Here is a 17,026-nt window from a genome sequence, read left to right as displayed (position 1 = left end):
TGCGCCCGAGTACTGTCTGCTGTGGAAGCTGATGGTATGGCGATTCACACCATACCCATGCGACTTATTGACATGTAATTATTAAGACTGTATTCTCGACCTTCGAGAATCGGCTTCTGTTTATATCGTACCCATTCTCGAACCTGTAGCCGATGAACGATGCAATCGGCGCACCCGGCAAGGGCATCTCCCGACGAAAGTTTCTGGCCGCCACGGGTGGCACCGGTCTCTTCGCGATGGCCGGCTGCACGACCACCACGCAGCCGTCCGTGAACCCTGTCGAAACGGGTGGGAACACCGCGAAGCTCCTCGGTGACCTCCCGACGACGAGCAAGCCCGAGGTCGTCGATCTGGACGAGCGCGGGCACGAGGTCACCCTGAAGCCGGTGAAGGCGACCCACCACCTCCACCCGCTGGAGACGATGAACGGGCCCATCACGCTGCCCGTGACGTGGGCGTTCGCAGCCGACGACGGCGAACCGAGCGTCCCCGCGCCCATCCTCCGGTGCACCGAGGGTGCCGAGCTGAAGATCACGCTCGACAACACCGACGCCCCGCACCCGCACACGCTGCACTTCCACGGCGTCCGCAAGACGTGGGAGAACGACGGCGTCCCGACGACGACCGGTATCACGGTGATGCCCGGCGAGAAGCACACCTACACCATCCCCGCGAACGTCGCGGGCACGCACCTCTACCACTGCCACTACCAGACGCCGATGCACATGGACATGGGGATGTTCGGCATCCTGCGGGTCGACCCCGAGGGCTACGAGGAGGCCGACAAGGAGTACTTCATGACCGTCAAGGAGTGGGACACCCGCCTCTCGCGCCAGTACGCGGGCGAGAACGTTCAGTACGACCTGACGAACCGGATGGCCGACGCCTTCACCATCAACGGGAAGTCCGCCCCCCGAACCCTGCACCCGGAGGACGGCTCGCCCATCATCGTCGAACCCGGCGACACGGTCCGCATCCACTGGGTGAACGCCGGCTTCCACAGCCACCCGATGCATATCCACAACCACCGGTTCAAGGTCGTCGAGAAGGACGGCAGTCCGTGGCCCGAGCAGATGCAGATCCTCCAGGACGTCATCAACGTCGCGCCCGCGGAGCGCTACACCATCGAGTTCGAGGCCGACGCCGACCCCGGCATCTACCTCATCCACTGCCACAAGGTCAACCACATCCGCAACGGAGACTCCTACCCCGGTGGGATGCTCGGTGGCATCGTCTACACGGACGCGATGCAGAGCGACATCTTCGCGAAGATGATGGACCTCGCGGGATACGAGGCCTGAGCCATGGAGCGACGCGAGTTCCTAACGGCGGCGGCCGGTGCCGGTCTCGCGGGCCTCACGCTGGCCACCCCGGCCGGTGCGCAGGCAGGCGAGGGAGAATCACTGGCCGACTGGTTCGCCAACGCGGACAACGTCTCCGGGTTGGCCGACAAGCGCGGCGAGAGCGAGGTGACCATCACGGTCGGCGCAGCAGGCAACGGCGGCGCGTTCGGCTTCGCGCCAGCCGCGGTCCGGGTCGACCCCGGCACCACGGTCGTCTGGGAGTGGTCCGGCAAGGGCGGGATGCACAACGTCGTCGCCAAGGACGGAACGTTCGAGTCCGAGATGCTCTCGGACGCGGGCGCGACGTTCGAGTACGCTGCTGAATCGTCGGGTGTCTTCCGCTACGCCTGTGCGCCGCACGAGGCGATGGGCATGAAGGGTGCACTCGTCGTTGGCGACGCCGAGGTGTCGCTGGCTGAAGCAGCCCCCGAACCGACCGAACCCACCGGGCCCACCTTCGACGGCTGGCTGGCAGGCGTCGAGAACTACACCGACGTGGTCGACATGCGAGGGAAGGACGAGGTCCGCGTGGAGGTCGGGGCCGATGGCAACGGCGGCGAGTTCGCCTTCGAGCCCGCGGCGATCCACGTCGACCCCGGGACGACGGTCGTCTGGGAGTGGGTCGGCTCCGCCGGTCGATACAGCGTCGTCGACGACCAGCTCGGCTTCGAGAGCCAGCGGGTCGCCAGCAGGGGGACCGAGTACGCGCTCCAGTTCGACGGTGACGGTGTGAGCAAGTACTACTGCGAGGACTACGGCGAGCAGGGGATGCGCGGGGTCGTCCTCGTGGGCGCAGGCGCACAGACCGTCCCGACCACGCGAGCCTACGCGACGGCCGGTCTCGGCGCGGCAGCCATCGCCGCTCCCCTCGGCCTCGGGCTGTACGTCCACTACAAGGATACGGTCAGCCAGGACTGACTGGCTACCTCGCCCGGTGGTCCGACACCGGCCTGAACCGTTCTCGCTCTCGTTTTCCCTGTTTCCGTGACTGATTTCGACCACCCGGCTGTTTCCAGATTCAAGCCCGATTTGATATAGCGAGAAACAGTTTATTTGTTCGGGATAGGACGCCACTTGCCCACACAGACTGGTTGGAAAATCGAACAGAAGGTGCGATTCCGGGGGTGAAGCGACCCGGATTGTCAGAAGTTGACACACCACCCGAACCGCTTTTACCGGGGCACGTGACCGTCAGGACAGGTAGTTCATGCAGACCGTATTCGTTTTCTGACGGGAGGCGGGCACACCGCAGCGAACTCGACCCCGCGAGTCGTGCCCATCCCGTCCTGTTTCCAGCCAGCTGGCGCAGTTCGCCTCGGCATGGAGTCGATATCGTCCGATAGCCGATAACGCCGGCTGCCCCCGAATTGCGTTCCGAACAACCAAATCCCAAGAGAGATGTCACGACAGTCATCACGCGCGGTACTCGCCGCACGAACCGAAACTGAAGAACCGAACACAGACGAAATCGAGGCCCTCACCGAGGCTGCAGGCTACACCATCCAGGAGGTATTCACCCAGACCCGGCCCGAAGACCCGACCTACGACCTCGGATTGGGAAAGGTCGACGAGGTAGCCGACGAGATACGCGAGACCACCGCAGGCACCGTCATCGTCGACAACCACCTCTCACCCGCCCAGCTGTTCAACCTCACCGACCGCCTCCCCGACGGCACCGAAGTTCGGGACCGCTATCGCCTCATCCTCGACATCTTCGAGGCCGGGGCGAGCACGAAGCGCGCCCAGTTGCAGGTCGAACTCGCGCGCCTGCGCCACGAACTCCACCGGCGGCGGGAGGTCCAGAGCGAGGACGTCGAGTACAACTGGTTCCCGACGCACGACCCCGAGGGCGAGTGGATCCGCGAGGTGAAACAGCGCATCGACCGGGTCCACAACAAACTGAACGCGCTCCCCGACGAGGCCGACGCGAGTCGGAACCGAAAACGCGAGGAGGGCTTCGACTTCGTCGCCCTGGCCGGCTACACCAACGCCGGGAAGTCGACACTCCTGCACCGACTCGCGGACGACCTGACCCTCGAAGCGTCAGAACCTGCCCACAGCGACCTCGGGGAGACCGCCGGCGTCGAGGACCGGCTGTTCAAGACCCTCGACACGACGACGCGCCGGGCCACGATGGACGGCCGCCGCGTCCTCCTCTCCGATACGGTGGGTTTCATCCGGGACCTCCCGCACGACCTCGTCGAGGCGTTCCGGTCGACCCTGACGGAAGTCCACGATGCGGACGTGGTCGTCCTCGTGGTCGACGCGAGCAAGCCGGTCGCGGCGCTCAGGGAGCGCATCGAGACCTGTCACGCCGAGATAGCTGGCACGGGCGGGAGCGTGCTCACCGTCTTCAACAAGGCCGATTGCCTCGACGACGGCGAACTCGCCCGCCGACAGGCGGAACTGGCAGATCTCGCACCCAACCCGGTCGTCGCGAGCGCGACCGAAGACGACGGTCTGGACGAGCTTCGAGCCCGTATCGTCGACGCCCTCCCGACCGATTCCGCCGAATTCGACCTGCCACACGGCCCGGAGACCCAGCAGTTCGTCTCGTGGTGTCACGAGCACGCGACAGTCGACTCCGTCACCTACGAGGACCAGGTCTCCCTCTCGATCCGGGGGCGGCCGACTATCGTCACACAGGCGCGGTCGCGTGCCGAATCGCTCGACTGACTGGCCTGGTTGACTACGCTTAAGGCCCCACGGGCCGGTTGCTCGCACATGCAACCACGCGACCTCTCGGCCCACGTCGCCTACGAGGCCGGGCGCGGTATCGAGGAGGTCGCCAGGGACCTCGGCATGGACCCGGCGGCCCTCACAAAGCTCGCGTCCAACGAGAACCCGCACGGGCCGTCCCCGGAGGCCATCGCGGCCATCCAGGAGGCGGCACCGGGCATGTCCTCGTACCCGAAGGCGGCTCACGCCGACCTCACCGAGGCCATCGCGGACCGCTGGGACTGCAACCCGGCACAAGTCTGGCTGGCCAACGGTGGCGACGGCGCGCTCGACTACCTCGCTCGCGCGATGCTGGAACCCGGCGACGCCGTGCTCGTTCCGGACCCCGGCTTCGCCTACTACGGGATGAGCGCGCGCTACCACCACGGCGAGGTCGAGCAGTACACGCTCGACGACCCGGACCTCGAACTCACCGCCGAGACCGTCCTCTCGGACTACGCCGGCGAGCGCATCGTCTACCTGACGAGCCCGCACAATCCCACTGGCGGGACGTTCTCCCTCGACGCCATCGAGACCGTCGCCGACGAAACTGCAGAAGAGACCCTCGTCGTCGTCGACGAAGCCTACGGCGAGTACGCCGAGACCGAGAGCGCCCGCAGCCTGCTTGACGAGCGCGACGACATCGCCATCCTGCGGACCTTCTCGAAGGCGTACGGACTCGCGGGCGTCCGGCTCGGCTACGCGCTGGTCCCCGAGGACTGGGCCGACGCGTACGCGCGAGTGAACACACCCTTCGCCGCGAGCGAGCTGGCCTGCCGGGCCGGCCTCGCCGCGATGGGCGACGACGAGCACGTCGAGAAGTCGGTCGAGACCGCCCGCTGGGCGCGCTCGTACATGCGCGACGAGATCGACGCTCCCGTGTGGGAGAGCGAGGGCAACTTCGTCCTCGTGGACGTGAGCGAGTCCCGCGGCGAGGACGGCGCAGCCGCCGTCACCGACGAGATGCAACACGAGGGTGTCATCGTGCGCGACTGCACGAGCTTCGGGCTGCCCGGCTGTGTCCGCATCACCTGCGGAACCGAGGCGGAGACCCGCGAAGCCGTCGAGACGCTCAACGAGGTGCTATCGCGGTGAGGGTGGTCGTCACGGGGACGCCCGGAACGGGAAAGACCACCGCGACGGACCTGCTCGCCGACGATGCAGCCGGGGACTACGACGTATCCCTCGACATGGTCCACCTGAACGAGGTCATCGAGGCTGAGGAACTCTACGAGGAGGTCGACGAGGAACGCGACAGCGTGGTCGTCGACCTCGACGCGCTCGAAGAATGGGTCGGTGACCGCGACGACGTGGTGCTCGATTCGCACCTCTCGCACTACCTCGACGCCGACCGCGTCGTGGTGTTGCGGTGTGAGCCAGCGGAACTCGAACAGCGGCTGCTCGACAGGGGCGAGAGTCCGCCCAAGGCGGGCGAGAACGCCGAGAGCGAGGCACTCGACGTCATCCTCTCGGAGGCCGTCGAACTGCACGGCTTAGAGAACGTCTACGAGATAGACACGACAGACCGCGCGCCTGAAGACGTGGCCGCCGACATCGCGGCCGTCGTCCACGGCGAGCGCGAACCGAGTGCCGGCGACGTCGACTTCATCGAGTACCTATGACGCTCGACCAACTCCGCCCCCAGGTCAAGTCGCTGCTCGATCCGTGGGTCCGCGCCGCCGACGCCCTCGGCCTCTCTCCGAACGGCGTGAGCACCATCGCGTTCCTGCTGGCGGTCGCCGCCGGCGGCGCGTTCGCCTACGCCGGGCCCGCCGTCGCGGATGCCCCGCTGTTCTACGCGGTCGGCGCGACCTGCGTCGCGCTCAACGGCTGGCTCGACGTGGTCGACGGCGAACTGGCGCGGGCACAGAACGTCGCCAGCGAGGCCGGAGACATGCTCGACCACGTGCTCGACCGCTACGCCGACCTGGTCATCATCGCCGGCTTTGCCGCGGGAATCGGTCGGTACGACATCGGGCTCGCCGCGGTCACCGGCGTCCTGATGACCTCCTACCTCGGCACGCAGGCGCAGGCGGTCGGCCTCGACCGCGTGTACGCGGGCTACCTCGGGCGTGCAGACCGACTCGCGCTGTCGGGCGTCGTCGGCTACGTCGCGGCCGTGGTCACGGCCGACCTCTACGGCCTGACCGTGGTCGGCTGGCTGCTGGTCGTGTTCGCGGTCGTGGGCCACGTCACGGCACTCCAGCGGTTCTCGGGCGCGTGGAACGCCCTGAGCTGACATCGTCGCCAGCCCGCTATCGCTCGAACTGACAGCCAGCACCGCGACGGCGTACCTTTTATCATTGCTGGCGGTCAACACACGACCATGGTTCAGTGTGAGATGTGTGGCGCCGAGACGTCGCAGCCGAAGACGGTGAAGGTCGAGGGCGCAGAGTTGGACGTGTGCGACAACTGCGCCGACTTCGGGACCGAAGTCAAGACCCAGCAGTCCTCCAGCACGTCCACGAAGTACTCTACCGGGTCGTCTGGGTCCTCTTCGTCCTCTAGCTCCACGTCGGGTGGCTCCAGCAGGTCTGGTGGCGGTGGCGGTTCGTCCCGTCGGAGAGACATGTTCGACGACATGGACGAAATCGCACAGGACTACGACGACCGTATCCGACGGGCCCGCGAGAAGAAGGGCCTGAGTCAGTCGGACCTGGCCAGCGAACTCAACGAGAAGGCCAGTCTCGTCCGGAAACTCGAACGCGGGGACACCCTCCCCTCCGACCGGATGCAGACCAAACTGGAGAAGTTCCTCGGTATCAGTCTCAAGGCTGGCGGCTCCAGCGAGGAAGAGAAGGACTGGAAGAGCGACTCCGCTGGCACCACCCAGACGCTGGGTGACGTCGTCAAACGCAAGGACTGAACGGCCCACATCGCGGTGGGCGCTCCTGCCGTCTGACGGCCGTCTGACCTTGGTCACACGGCGACTTTTTTCAAGAAGTATACGGTTAACCAAACAGTCATGAGAGATGACCCTGTAATGAGGGACAATGTCAGACGAGGCAACTGCTGAGACGGGCGATTCCGGGGCCGAGTCGCACCCGGACAATCCCCTCTACAAACTGTACGAGCGGTACATCGGGGAACCCGAGGAAGAGACGGACGTCTATCTCGGCTTCGGCCTGTTCTTCAGTGGTATCGTGGTCGGGGTCGTCGCGCTGTTGCTGGCCCTCGTGAGCTTCAGCACGCTGGAACCGCAAAGCGATGCGTTCTGGAACTGGACACGTATCTCCTACGCGCTCGGGATGCTCGCGCTCCCGGCGACCATCACGGGCATCGTCGTCTTGCTCCCGGTCGAACGGCGCGCAGTGTACGCCTCGATGGTCGGCTCGGTGCTCGACGTGGGTGCGGTCCTCTGGTTCGTCTCGGTGTACCCGGCACAGTGGAACGATTACGGGGCGGGCACCACGCTCGGTGTCATCAGTCTGTACGCGCTGGGGCTCGTGCTCGTCGTGGGCTCGACCGGTGCTGCACTCGTCGCCGACCAGCTCGAACGCTACAAGAAGCCCGGCCCGGCCGACATCCAGGCGGTCGAAGACGAGGTGGACGAGGAGGGAGAACACTACAGCGACGAGGAGATCCAGGCCGACATCGACGACGCGATGTCCGGTGTCGACCTCTCGTGGGGCGGGATGGAGAAGAACAGCAACCGGAATCTCAACTTCAATATCGACGACGGTGACATGGATACGTCATCGTTCAGTCAGAAAACCGCGAAGGTGACCCGGTCGAGCGGAATCGACTCCCAGCTAACTAATCTCAAAGCGATGAGAGGTGGGCAGAAGAAGACGGCGACCTCGAACTCGACCGTCGACGACCAGACCCAGAAACTCAAGGAGCTTCGCGAGCGCCGGGAGCGCGAAGCAGAACGCAAGCAAGAGGATTCTTCGCTCGGTGGAACGGGGGGGAGCTCGGTCGGGCTCTGGGGGAAGGTTAAGCAGGCATTAGGCCTGAGTTAGGCGGCCACAACACATTTGTTCGCTGGGGAGTTTATTCGCGGCCTAAAACTGATGCAATAATTTCACATAGTTTTATACTTCGGTGGGTTGGAATTGGCAAATATGGCTAAAGGCCTTGACGTTGGCACGATGAACATCTTGTCTGCCCAGCAGGATGGGAACGACACGGTGTTCGTACAGCAGCGGAACTCCTTCGTTGAAATCGAGTACTCGGATATGGCCGAGCAGATGCTCTCTCGCTCGGAAGTTCTGCATATCCGGAAGGACGACAAGGTGTACGTCGTCGGTGACGACGCCCTGAACTTCGCGAACATCTTCAACAAGAACACGCGACGGCCGATGAAGCACGGCATCCTCTCCAGCCAGGAGAAGTCGGCCATCCCGATGATGAAGCTCATCATCGAACAGGTCGTCGGTGAGCCGAACTATCCGGACGAGAAGCTGTACTTCTCCGTGCCGGCGGACCCGAGCGACTCCAGCCTGAGCACGCTCTACCACCAGAAGACCATCGAGTCCTTCCTCTCGAACATGGGCTACGACGCCGAACCCATCAACGAGGGGATGTCGGTCATCTACTCCGAACTCGCGGACAACAACTTCACCGGCCTCGGCATCTCCTTCGGTGCGGGCATGACGAACGTCTGCCTGGCCTACTACGCGGTGCCGGTCATGAAGTTCTCCGTCGCACGCGGTGGCGACTGGATCGACGAGCAGGCCGCCCAGGCGACGGGCACGCCGGTCGACAAGGTCACCTCCATCAAGGAGAACGACTTCGAGCTCGACTTCACGACGGACGTCGGTGGCGTCGAGGGTGCACTCTCGATCTACTACGAGAACCTGCTCGACTACGTCATCGAGAACGTCGTCCGCGAGGTCGACGAAGAGGACGTCGAGGAGGGTCTCGACGTGCCGGTCGTCGTCACGGGTGGCACCTCCAGCCCGAACGGGTTCGAGGAACTGTTCCGTGACCACCTCGAGGACGCGAACATCCCGTTCTCCATCAGTGGCGTCCAGCACGCCAGCGAGCCGCTCTACTCGGTCGCACGCGGGTCCCTCGTCGCGGCACGGTCCGACGAGGACGTCGACGAGCGCGAGCAGGAAGCCGAAGCGCCGGCAGCCGACGAGTAACTCGCCACTATCGTTCACCGTTTTTTGCGCCGTCACCGCCGATAGCGGCTGCGAAACAGCCGCGTCGTGTCAACGTGGAGCCGCCGAGTTCCGTTCGAGACAGCGTCGTCACTGGCCGAGTGTCGTGGTGTCGAGAAAGTGCCCGAGTTCGTGACCGAAGTTACTCTGCCTGCGTGTTCGTCGGGGCCGCGGCTTCCTGCTGGGCGTCGGAGTCGTCGTCGGGTGCGTCGGTGGCACCGTCCGAGTCGACCTCCCCGGTTTCTTCGCTTTCTTCGACCGCCTCCGCAGCGGCGTCTTCGACGCTAGCCTCGCCCTCGCTCCCGTCGGGCTGGTCCGCTTTATCGTCTGCCTCGGGGGCTTCGGTGGCGTCGTCCTCGCCGATAGCGGCGCGGCGTTCCGCCTCGACCCGGTTGAGGTTCTGCGCGTGGTCGTCGAGCTCGCTGTCGGTGAACTGCTGGTGGAACCGACTGATTGCGTCCTGCCAGGACTCGATACGGACCGGTTCGGACCGGTGTTCGACGTCGATGCCGACCCACCCACAGCCATCGCAGCCGTACGCTTCGACCTCGCTCAACGCGTAGTGACTCAGCGACGACCCACAGCGCGGGCACTCTTTCATACAGGCTTCTCTTTATACGGAATAATAAGCGTGTTCCATTCTCTCACGGTCGATACTGGTGTATCCATTCCGGTGTGTCTCGGAACCAGCAATATATTACTATAGGACATACACAAACCTTTTTGTATGTCTACTATGTATGCAGTGATACCATGAGCGCGACCCCGTCTCCGAACCTCGAACGGACCATCGAACACTGTCGACCCGAAGACGTCCAGCCCGTCCGTGTCGACGCCCAGGCACTCGAATCGACCGCCCCCGAATACCTGCGCGACCTCAAGCACGAGTTGACCGTCGAGGGGTACGTCCCCTCCGTCATCGACGTTCGCGTCCGCTTCGACGAGGACTGCTCGCTGGCCACCCAGCGCGAGGCAGACCGCGTGCGTGACTACGTCCGTGCGGCGTCGTTCATCGGCGCTGGCACCGTCGCCGTCGAGTGCACGACGGTCGCGAACCCGGAGAAGGTCCGCCCGGCACTCTCGGCCTGTGCCGAGCGGGCCCGCCGCGAGGGCGTCACCTTCGAACTCGACGGACCCATTAGTCTCGACGGCTAAACACCAACGATGAGCACACGGCGCGCCCTCGCCCAGCAACTCGGCGTCGTCGCTGGTTTCGACTCACCCAGCGTCGAACTCGAACAGTACCCGACACCCCCGGAGGTCGCCGCCTCCCTCGTCCACGTCGCGGATATGGAAGACGACGTGGCCGACCGGACCGTGGTCGACCTCGGGACCGGCACCGGCATGCTGGCGCTCGGGGCCGCCCTGCGGGGTGCACGGCGCGTCGTCGGGGTCGACCTCGACAGGGACGCACTCGGCACCGCGCGCGAGAACGAACGACGGGTCGGCGCACACACGGACATCCACTGGGTCGCCGGGGACGCGACGCGTCCCCCACTGTGTCCGGACTCGAACGATGACGTCACGGTCGTGATGAACCCGCCATTCGGTGCCCAGCGCGGCAACGAACACGCGGACCGGGCGTTCCTCGACGCGGCGGGCGAGGTCGCCACTGTCTCGTACTCGATTCACAACGCCGGGAGCCGGGAGTTCGTCGAGTCGTTCGCGGGCGACCACGGGGGCGAGGTCACCCACGCGTTCGCGGTCGAACTCGACCTCGACCGCCAGTTCCCGTTCCACGAGGAGGAGACGAAACCGATAGATGCGGAAGCGTTCCGAATCGACTGGACCAGCGAGAATTAGCGATACGTCTCCTTGACGAAGACGCGAACCTTCGTCTCGCCGACGACCGCATAGATTCTGTCGGGGCTGTTCTTCTGTTCTTCCCTGACGAACTCGATACCGGCGATGGTCACGGACGCGTTCTGGACGGAGTCGTTCGTGATGGGGAGCGCAGCCCGTCCGAGTTCGGAGTCGTTCTGCCAGACGAACAGCTCGTAGCCGTCCTCGGTGGCGGCGATGGAGACGTTCTTGCCGTCGAGTCGTGGTTCTGCCGTGGTGTTCCCGGAGGTGTACGCGACCCGCCAGTCACCGTCCGGCGGCTTCAGGAACACCCGGTAACTGGTGCCGCCGCCGACGGCGGTCCAGCCGTCGCGACTCGCGATGACCGTCTCGCGCCAGCCGACGCCACCGATCTTCACCCGTCGCTGGCCACTGAACGCGAGCTGGCCCTTCGAGACCGCCTGGTACCAGATGTTGCGGTCCTCGTTGACGACGATGACCCCCGACGAGGAGATGTTCGTGCTCTGGCCGAACGCCTCGACGTCGATGACCGACACCATCTGGTTCTGGACGTCCTCGGCGTACACCACCTCGTAGCCGCGGACCTCGATGGGGTCACCCGGTGCGGTGGTGTCGTCGACCGTCATGAGGTTCACCGGGACACCGGAGCCGACCAGCACCGCGGTCACGACGACCAGCACGACCAGCGCGCCGGTTCGCGGGGTGAACACATCGAAGTCTCGCTCGCGCAGGTGCAGGGCGGTCGCGACGAGGATGGCCAGCACCACGACCATGGCCAGGCCGGGGCCGCGGAACAACCGGTACCGCTCGTTCCCGAGGAACCAGTAGATCGCCCAGAGGTTCTTCGCGACCGCGAAGAAGAGCACCGCGAGCCAGATTCTCAGGGCGCTCGGGCGCTCGTTGCGCCGGAAGAAGACGAACACGCCGAGCATGATGCCGAAGAAGAGCCCGAGCGCGTGCCCCTGGATGGCGATGCCGGCCCACCACGGCGGCGACGGGGGAGACGCCTGCGCGGTCGTCGTCACGATTGGGTTCTGCAACGAACTGTACAGCAAGGAGAGCACGCGCTGACCGCCGAGAACGGCGATGACGGTCGTCATCGGGTAGCGGACCAGTGCGAACCCGGCGAACGCGAACACGACGCCGGAGAAGCCGATGACCGGCCCGAGCGCGAACAGGGAGGTCCCGAGGCCGACCAGAAGGACGACGCCGGGGAAGATGACGAGCGCGCGCACCCACGGGTTCGAGGTCCAGTCGGCGAAGGAGTGCGAGCCGCGCTCTTCGGGGAAGTGGCCGTAGGCGTACTCCGCGATGGGCGCGAGGACGAGGGTCCCGATCATGTTCCCGGTGAGGTGACCGGCGTCGGCGTGCGAGAAGGGTGCCAGTAGCATCCCGGTCGGGTAGAGGTACGACCACGCGCGGAACGGGAGCGTGACGGGATTGTGCCAGTGGTTCCAGCCGTCCTGGACGAACAGGTAGATGGCCACGACGAACACGACCGACACCAACGTCCCCCAGGGCACGCCCATCACCAGCCGGGACCGCAGTCGCTGGCCCCAGGTCCCACCCGGTCGGTCCAGCAGGACGACGACGCCGAGGGAGCCGAGGAGCGTCAGGAGAACGAAGACGACGATACCGAGCGCCAGCAGATCCATGTTCGGCGGGAAGGCCGCGTCGTACAAATGGTTTCGTGCTTCTGGGGGTGACGCGACTCCTTCGAGGATTGGGGAGTTGGGTCCAGGCGCGTCCGAGTTCGAGACCGCGCCCCAGATTCCGGATGGAACGAGAAGAACAGACCGCGAACAGACCGCGGTTAGACGTCGACGCGGTCGCCGATCTCCACGATATCGAGGTTCGCGGGGGACGCGAAGCTCTTTGCGTGGTGGTGCAGGACCTTCGGGTCGCTCGTCATACCCTTCCACATGTCCCAGTGGCTCGGGAGCAGGCGGTCGAGCTGGAGGTCGCTCGCGGCCTCGATGATCTGGTTCTCGTCGTTGTACCAGCGGGTCCGGACGGGCTCGCCGGTCTCCTTGTCCGGGATGTTGCCGACGGTCCCGAACGCGAGGATGCCGAGGTCGATGTCGTAGGACTCGCCGAGTCCAGCGAACTCGTCGCTTGGCTTGGTGTCACCGCCGTGGAACACGGTCCGGCCCTCGTGCTCGAACACGTAGCTCACGGGGTGGGTCGCGTCGGGGTCGTAGGCGGGTTCGACGTGGACGGTGAAGCCGCCGATCTCGACGGTGTCGCCCTCGGTGACCTCGTGGAACTGCTCGTCCGCGATGTCGTAGTCGGCCTGCCAGTCCTCGTCGTCGAAGGCGACGGCGAGGCTGTCGTCGGGCGCGTAGAAGTCTGCACCCGTTCCCTCGAGGATGGGTGCCTGGCTCGGGCCGTGGACGTGGTCGGTGTGCTCGTGGGTCGCGAGGACCGCGTCGGCCTCCTCGACGTCGGTCGGCTCGAACGGCACCGGAATCATCCGGACGGTTCGCGGCGGGTCACCCAACCCGACGTAGGGGTCGACGAACACTGTCGTGCCGTCGCTCGCCTTGAGGACGAATCCGTTGCAGCCGAGATACCAGATAGCGATGCCGTCGGGGTCGGCCGACTCCACCGCACGCGGGAGCCAGTCACTCCAGTCGCTTCGTGTCATGGGCGAGGATGCGAGAGGAATCGCCGTAAGCGTTGTCTTGCCGGTCGGACTTTCGGCCAGTCGAGCGGTGCCGCTGGCGCGTGCTGTGTCGTGTATGGAAAGGATGGCGGAACTGGCGGTCCGCCACTGTGGGCAACGACTGGCAGCCAGTTGGCTGCGGTTGAAACATGGCCCGACCTCGATATAAGTTAACTGGCCAACATGAGTACGCCGGTGAACAGAGATGACCACTGGTGCCTCGCCCGTTTCCTTTATAGGCGTGGTGCGGGTACGTGGCGGTATGAGTAGCGAGGTCGATCCGAGCGCCACAATCGAAGTCGCCGCGGACGGTGTCTCCGTCGAGAAATCGTTCGCAGCCGACGAGTTTCCCGTCCCTGCGATACGGTTCGTCATCACCTCGAATCGTGACGATGAAGTGACGATTCGACTCCACGAGGACATCCCCGAGGAGTTCCCGATGGACGGTGTGGGGTTCCACCCCGATTACGAGTCCGACAACTGGACCGCCTTCCAGGACCACCACGTCGAGTTCCACCGGACCCTCGAACCCGGCGAGGAGCTCGTCACCGTCTACGGCATCCGAATCGACGGGCAGGACGAGGTCCCGAAGTTCCTGACCGAACCGAGCATCTGGGACGTCGAGAACGAGGACGGCGACGCTGGCGACGAGGAGGTAGAACAGGACGAGACCATCGACGAAATCGTCTCCGACGACTCCAACCAGGTCGTCAAAGACATGCTCTCGGGCGAATCCGACATCCCCGGGCTCGACGAGGACGACGAACCCGAGGAAGCCGCGGCCGAGGCGGGCGACGATGTCGGTGGCTCCGGCGATATAGACCTCGGATTCGACGACGAGGAAAGCACGGAAGCCGAGGCACCGGCGGACGACGAGGGCGACGGGCTCGGTATCGAACTCGACCTCGAAGCGGCGGAAGAAGAGGTGTACGGCGAGGAAGCCGACGCCGAAGCCGATGCCGAGGACGGCCCCGAGATACAACTCGACGTGGACGACCCGGCCGAGGAGGAGGCATTCGACGACGAGGACATCGTCGTCGACGCGGAGGCCGAGTCCGCTGTCGAGGAGGCTGACGAGACGACCGAGGAGGACGACGCAGACGCGGAAACCGACCTCGAAGCCGACGCCGAAGAGGAGCTCGAAGCCGAGGCGCCGACCGGCGAACTCGACGAGGCCGCGGACGCCGAGGACACGGCAGACGCCGACGAGAGCGAATCCGAATCCGAGGACGAAGCCGCCGACCTCGACACCGAGGAAGAAATCGAGTCCGAGGAGACGGAGCCCGAACTCGACGAGGACGGAGTCGAGGCGGACACGGATGACGAAGACGAGACCGACGATGCAGTCACGCACGTCGCACCCGAGAGCGTCGTGAGCGCACTACTGGACGAACTCCGCGAGGACTCGGTCTCCGAAGCCGACCGCGACGCACTCCGGGAAGAACTCGACCTCGAACCCGCGGGAACCGACGTTGCCAAGGTCGAACACCTCCAGTCTCGCGTCGAAGAACTCGCCGCGTACACGGGTGCGCTCGAGGAGTTCCTCGACGACGAGGGGACGGCCCAGCAGCTGCTCGACGACTACCAGGCAGAGGTCACCGCGCTCCGTGACGAGGTCACCGAGGTCCGTCAGTCCGTCGAGTCCCACGACGAGGAGCTGGAGACGGTGACTGGCGACATCGCCTCGGCACAGGAGTCCATCGGTGCCGTCGAGTCCGACCTGAACGCGCTGGACGAGCGCGTCGACAGCGTCGACGAGGACCTGCTTGCACTCGACGGCGAGGTCGACGACCTCCGTGGCGAGTTCGACGAGCGCACCGAGGCCCTCGACGAGGAGGTCGAGTCGGTCCGGGAGGCGACCGAGGACAACAGCGAGGCCGTCGATTCGACCCGCGAGGACATCGACATCCTCCGGGAGGACCTCGACGCGCTCGAGGACGACGTGGAGCAACTCGACGAGGAGGTCACCGCCATTCAGGACTGGCGCGACCAGCTCGGCGAGATGTTCTCCTGAAACGAATCTGTTTTCACCCGGCGGGCCGTTCCTCCGCTAAATGGCCGACACGATAGCTGTCGCGGTGCCACGCAAGGGGCGGCCCCTCGAGGCCGTCCTCGAACGCATCGCGAACCGCGTGGGTGCGACGGAGGTGGCCGACGAGATCATCTCCACCCTGCGCTACGAGAAGGCGATCACGAAGGGCAAGAAAGCCGACGCCCGCGACGTCTACGAGCGCCTCGCGGAATACAGCGACCTGTCGGCCCATCATCGCCCAGAGTTCACCCTCCTCCGGGACGACCGCGAAGGGATGCCCCGGCGCGTCGTCTTCGACAGTGTGACCATCTCCGCCGACGGCTACGACGTCCAGCTCGTCGGCCGCGAGGAGCCGTTCCGGGCGCTCCGCACCCATTCGTTCGCGCTCGGGTTCGACAGTGCCGACCTCGTCCTGGAGGAGGTCGTCGGCCTCCGTCCGGAACCGCTCGGCTCCATCGACGACATCAACACCCGCATCGACCCGCACGACACGGACGTTCGAGTCGTCACGGGCCTGGGCGATACCGTGTATCACACGCTGATGGCGACGCCCGACACGCTCGACGACTTCGGTGGTGGGAACCCGACCCGGGAGTTCATCGACCGCTACGAGGGCGAGCTCTGTATCTCGCCGCGGTACGAGCGCCTGGTCGAGGCCGTCCTCGGGACCGACGCTATCGCGAACGTCGACTTCACGTACCCCGAAGAGGGTCGGGAGGAGGAGGCCGCCATCGCCGATGTCGGTGCCGGCGTCTATCTCACGATGACGGGGTCGACCGCCCGCGACCACGGGCTGGAACTCGGGACGCGCCTGTTCCCGAGCGAAACGGTGCTGATGGAGAACGAGGCCGAGTCGACGCCCGAGTCCGAGGCCGTCAAGACGCTGTTCGAAACGGCCGAACTCGATACGGCACTGGCCGTGAACTGACCGGTTTCTGGAATCGATTTTTCGTCTGTCCGGGGCGGCATTCTGTATAGCGACATAGAATTTACGAGTCCGTACTGCGACGAGCTTGCTGGGCGCTGGACCGACGCTAACGCCCCAGAAACCGCTCAGTTGGCCGCTATGTGGTTTCTTCGGGAGAGCGCAGAAAGGAGCGAAACAAGCTAGAAAACGCGCTCTAGCCCCGGCGATGGGGAGAAGAAGTGATTGTCGAGAGTAGCAGTGGGCCCATTCAACGGCGAACTCGGGGGTATGGCAATCGCTCTGTGGCATCGCTCTATTCACGCCCAGATTCTGTTCTGCACGTCGGGAGGTTCCGACGCCCCCTAGGGCTCGATTGGAAAACGAACTCGGCTGGCCAACTGTGGTGTGGCTCCAATCGGTTCGAACTCTCAACGAGTTCGCCCATCGGAG

General features: G+C 65.2%; 16 protein-coding genes. 13 read left to right on the top strand and 3 right to left on the bottom strand.

Translation table 11 applies throughout. The features are described 5' to 3' along the window. The first annotated feature begins 152 nt into the window (after nt 1-152). The 9 genes from N6C22_RS10885 (at nt 153) to N6C22_RS10845 (ending at nt 9,151) form a co-directional block, all read left to right on the top strand. Entirely contained in the window at nt 153-1,301 is a 1,149-nt protein-coding gene (locus N6C22_RS10885) for a multicopper oxidase domain-containing protein (protein WP_261651131.1), read from the top strand. A 3-nt stretch (nt 1,302-1,304) separates the two neighbouring features. Further along, nucleotides 1,305-2,261 carry a halocyanin domain-containing protein gene (locus tag N6C22_RS10880; protein ID WP_261651130.1) on the top strand — a complete coding sequence of 319 codons (957 nt, stop codon included), beginning with the start codon at nt 1,305-1,307 and terminating at the stop codon, nt 2,259-2,261. 480 nt (nt 2,262-2,741) lie between these two features. Next, nucleotides 2,742-4,019 carry a GTPase HflX gene (gene hflX, locus N6C22_RS10875; protein ID WP_261651129.1) on the top strand — a complete coding sequence of 426 codons (1,278 nt, stop codon included), beginning with the start codon at nt 2,742-2,744 and terminating at the stop codon, nt 4,017-4,019. A 48-nt stretch (nt 4,020-4,067) separates the two neighbouring features. Beyond that, nucleotides 4,068-5,156: a histidinol-phosphate transaminase gene (hisC, locus tag N6C22_RS10870; RefSeq protein ID WP_261651128.1), complete on the top strand. Its 1,089-nt coding sequence runs from the start codon at nt 4,068-4,070 to the stop codon at nt 5,154-5,156. Further along, nucleotides 5,153-5,683, top strand: a complete 531-nt coding sequence (locus N6C22_RS10865) for an adenylate kinase family protein (protein ID WP_261651127.1) — start codon at nt 5,153-5,155, stop codon at nt 5,681-5,683. The genes hisC and N6C22_RS10865 overlap by 4 nt, the downstream gene beginning before the upstream one ends. After that, nucleotides 5,680-6,300, top strand: a complete 621-nt coding sequence (locus N6C22_RS10860; protein ID WP_261651126.1) for a CDP-alcohol phosphatidyltransferase family protein — start codon at nt 5,680-5,682, stop codon at nt 6,298-6,300. The genes N6C22_RS10865 and N6C22_RS10860 overlap by 4 nt, the downstream gene beginning before the upstream one ends. Before the next feature lie 87 nt (nt 6,301-6,387). Beyond that, nucleotides 6,388-6,927 (top strand): multiprotein bridging factor aMBF1, encoded by a 540-nt coding sequence (locus tag N6C22_RS10855; protein WP_261651125.1) that lies wholly within the window; start codon nt 6,388-6,390, stop codon nt 6,925-6,927. Nucleotides 6,928-7,054: 127 nt separating this feature from the next. After that, complete coding sequence (locus tag N6C22_RS10850; RefSeq protein WP_261651124.1) at nt 7,055-8,023, top strand: hypothetical protein; 969 nt, start codon at nt 7,055-7,057, stop codon at nt 8,021-8,023. 102 nt (nt 8,024-8,125) lie between these two features. Next, nucleotides 8,126-9,151 carry a hypothetical protein gene (locus tag N6C22_RS10845; RefSeq protein ID WP_261651123.1) on the top strand — a complete coding sequence of 342 codons (1,026 nt, stop codon included), beginning with the start codon at nt 8,126-8,128 and terminating at the stop codon, nt 9,149-9,151. Nucleotides 9,152-9,311: 160 nt separating this feature from the next. Here the strand turns inward: N6C22_RS10845 and N6C22_RS10840 are convergent, their stop codons facing one another. Continuing rightward, nucleotides 9,312-9,770, bottom strand: a complete 459-nt coding sequence (locus N6C22_RS10840; protein ID WP_261651122.1) for a zf-TFIIB domain-containing protein — start codon at nt 9,768-9,770, stop codon at nt 9,312-9,314. A gap of 152 nt (nt 9,771-9,922) precedes the next feature. Here N6C22_RS10840 and N6C22_RS10835 point away from each other — a divergent pair, with 152 nt between their 5' ends. Both N6C22_RS10835 and N6C22_RS10830 read left to right on the top strand, forming a co-directional pair. After that, nucleotides 9,923-10,324 carry a hypothetical protein gene (locus tag N6C22_RS10835; RefSeq protein ID WP_261651121.1) on the top strand — a complete coding sequence of 134 codons (402 nt, stop codon included), beginning with the start codon at nt 9,923-9,925 and terminating at the stop codon, nt 10,322-10,324. Between the two features lie 9 nt (nt 10,325-10,333). Beyond that, nucleotides 10,334-10,972, top strand: coding sequence for an METTL5 family protein (locus tag N6C22_RS10830; protein WP_261651120.1), 639 nt, complete (start codon nt 10,334-10,336; stop codon nt 10,970-10,972). On the opposite strand, the gene N6C22_RS10825 is transcribed toward N6C22_RS10830, so the two are convergent. Next, nucleotides 10,969-12,627, bottom strand: a complete 1,659-nt coding sequence (locus tag N6C22_RS10825; protein ID WP_261651119.1) for a rhomboid family intramembrane serine protease — start codon at nt 12,625-12,627, stop codon at nt 10,969-10,971. The genes N6C22_RS10830 and N6C22_RS10825 overlap by 4 nt on opposite strands. Nucleotides 12,628-12,785: 158 nt before the next feature. Further along, nucleotides 12,786-13,619, bottom strand: coding sequence for an MBL fold metallo-hydrolase (locus N6C22_RS10820; RefSeq protein WP_261651118.1), 834 nt, complete (start codon nt 13,617-13,619; stop codon nt 12,786-12,788). 280 nt (nt 13,620-13,899) lie between these two features. Here N6C22_RS10820 and N6C22_RS10815 point away from each other — a divergent pair, with 280 nt between their 5' ends. After that, a complete protein-coding gene (locus N6C22_RS10815; protein WP_261651117.1) occupies nt 13,900-15,651 on the top strand; it encodes a hypothetical protein in 1,752 nt (583 codons plus the stop codon). Between the two features lie 40 nt (nt 15,652-15,691). Continuing rightward, nucleotides 15,692-16,597, top strand: coding sequence for a hypothetical protein (locus N6C22_RS10810; RefSeq protein ID WP_261651116.1), 906 nt, complete (start codon nt 15,692-15,694; stop codon nt 16,595-16,597). Nucleotides 16,598-17,026: the final 429 nt, after the last annotated feature.

The organism is Haloarchaeobius sp. HME9146, assembly GCF_025399835.1.
Taxonomy (GTDB): Archaea; Halobacteriota; Halobacteria; order Halobacteriales; family Natrialbaceae; genus Haloarchaeobius.
The sequence above is the reverse complement of the archived record's forward strand: the minus strand, read 5'-3'. Positions and strand labels throughout refer to the sequence as shown.

Excerpts from the sequence above, each read along its gene's own strand:
- N6C22_RS10885 (WP_261651131.1), top strand. The coding sequence starts at position 153 with ATGAACGATGCAATCGGCGCACCCGGCAAGGGCATCTCCCGACGAAAG.
- N6C22_RS10880 (WP_261651130.1), top strand. The coding sequence starts at position 1,305 with ATGGAGCGACGCGAGTTCCTAACGGCGGCGGCCGGTGCCGGTCTCGCG.
- hflX (WP_261651129.1), top strand. The coding sequence starts at position 2,742 with ATGTCACGACAGTCATCACGCGCGGTACTCGCCGCACGAACCGAAACT.
- hisC (WP_261651128.1), top strand. The coding sequence starts at position 4,068 with ATGCAACCACGCGACCTCTCGGCCCACGTCGCCTACGAGGCCGGGCGC.
- N6C22_RS10860 (WP_261651126.1), top strand. The coding sequence starts at position 5,680 with ATGACGCTCGACCAACTCCGCCCCCAGGTCAAGTCGCTGCTCGATCCG.
- N6C22_RS10855 (WP_261651125.1), top strand. The coding sequence starts at position 6,388 with ATGGTTCAGTGTGAGATGTGTGGCGCCGAGACGTCGCAGCCGAAGACG.
- N6C22_RS10850 (WP_261651124.1), top strand. The coding sequence starts at position 7,055 with ATGTCAGACGAGGCAACTGCTGAGACGGGCGATTCCGGGGCCGAGTCG.
- N6C22_RS10845 (WP_261651123.1), top strand. The coding sequence starts at position 8,126 with ATGGCTAAAGGCCTTGACGTTGGCACGATGAACATCTTGTCTGCCCAG.
- N6C22_RS10840 (WP_261651122.1), bottom strand. The coding sequence starts at position 9,770 with ATGAAAGAGTGCCCGCGCTGTGGGTCGTCGCTGAGTCACTACGCGTTG.
- N6C22_RS10835 (WP_261651121.1), top strand. The coding sequence starts at position 9,923 with ATGAGCGCGACCCCGTCTCCGAACCTCGAACGGACCATCGAACACTGT.
- N6C22_RS10830 (WP_261651120.1), top strand. The coding sequence starts at position 10,334 with ATGAGCACACGGCGCGCCCTCGCCCAGCAACTCGGCGTCGTCGCTGGT.
- N6C22_RS10825 (WP_261651119.1), bottom strand. The coding sequence starts at position 12,627 with ATGGATCTGCTGGCGCTCGGTATCGTCGTCTTCGTTCTCCTGACGCTC.
- N6C22_RS10820 (WP_261651118.1), bottom strand. The coding sequence starts at position 13,619 with ATGACACGAAGCGACTGGAGTGACTGGCTCCCGCGTGCGGTGGAGTCG.
- N6C22_RS10815 (WP_261651117.1), top strand. The coding sequence starts at position 13,900 with ATGAGTAGCGAGGTCGATCCGAGCGCCACAATCGAAGTCGCCGCGGAC.
- N6C22_RS10810 (WP_261651116.1), top strand. The coding sequence starts at position 15,692 with ATGGCCGACACGATAGCTGTCGCGGTGCCACGCAAGGGGCGGCCCCTC.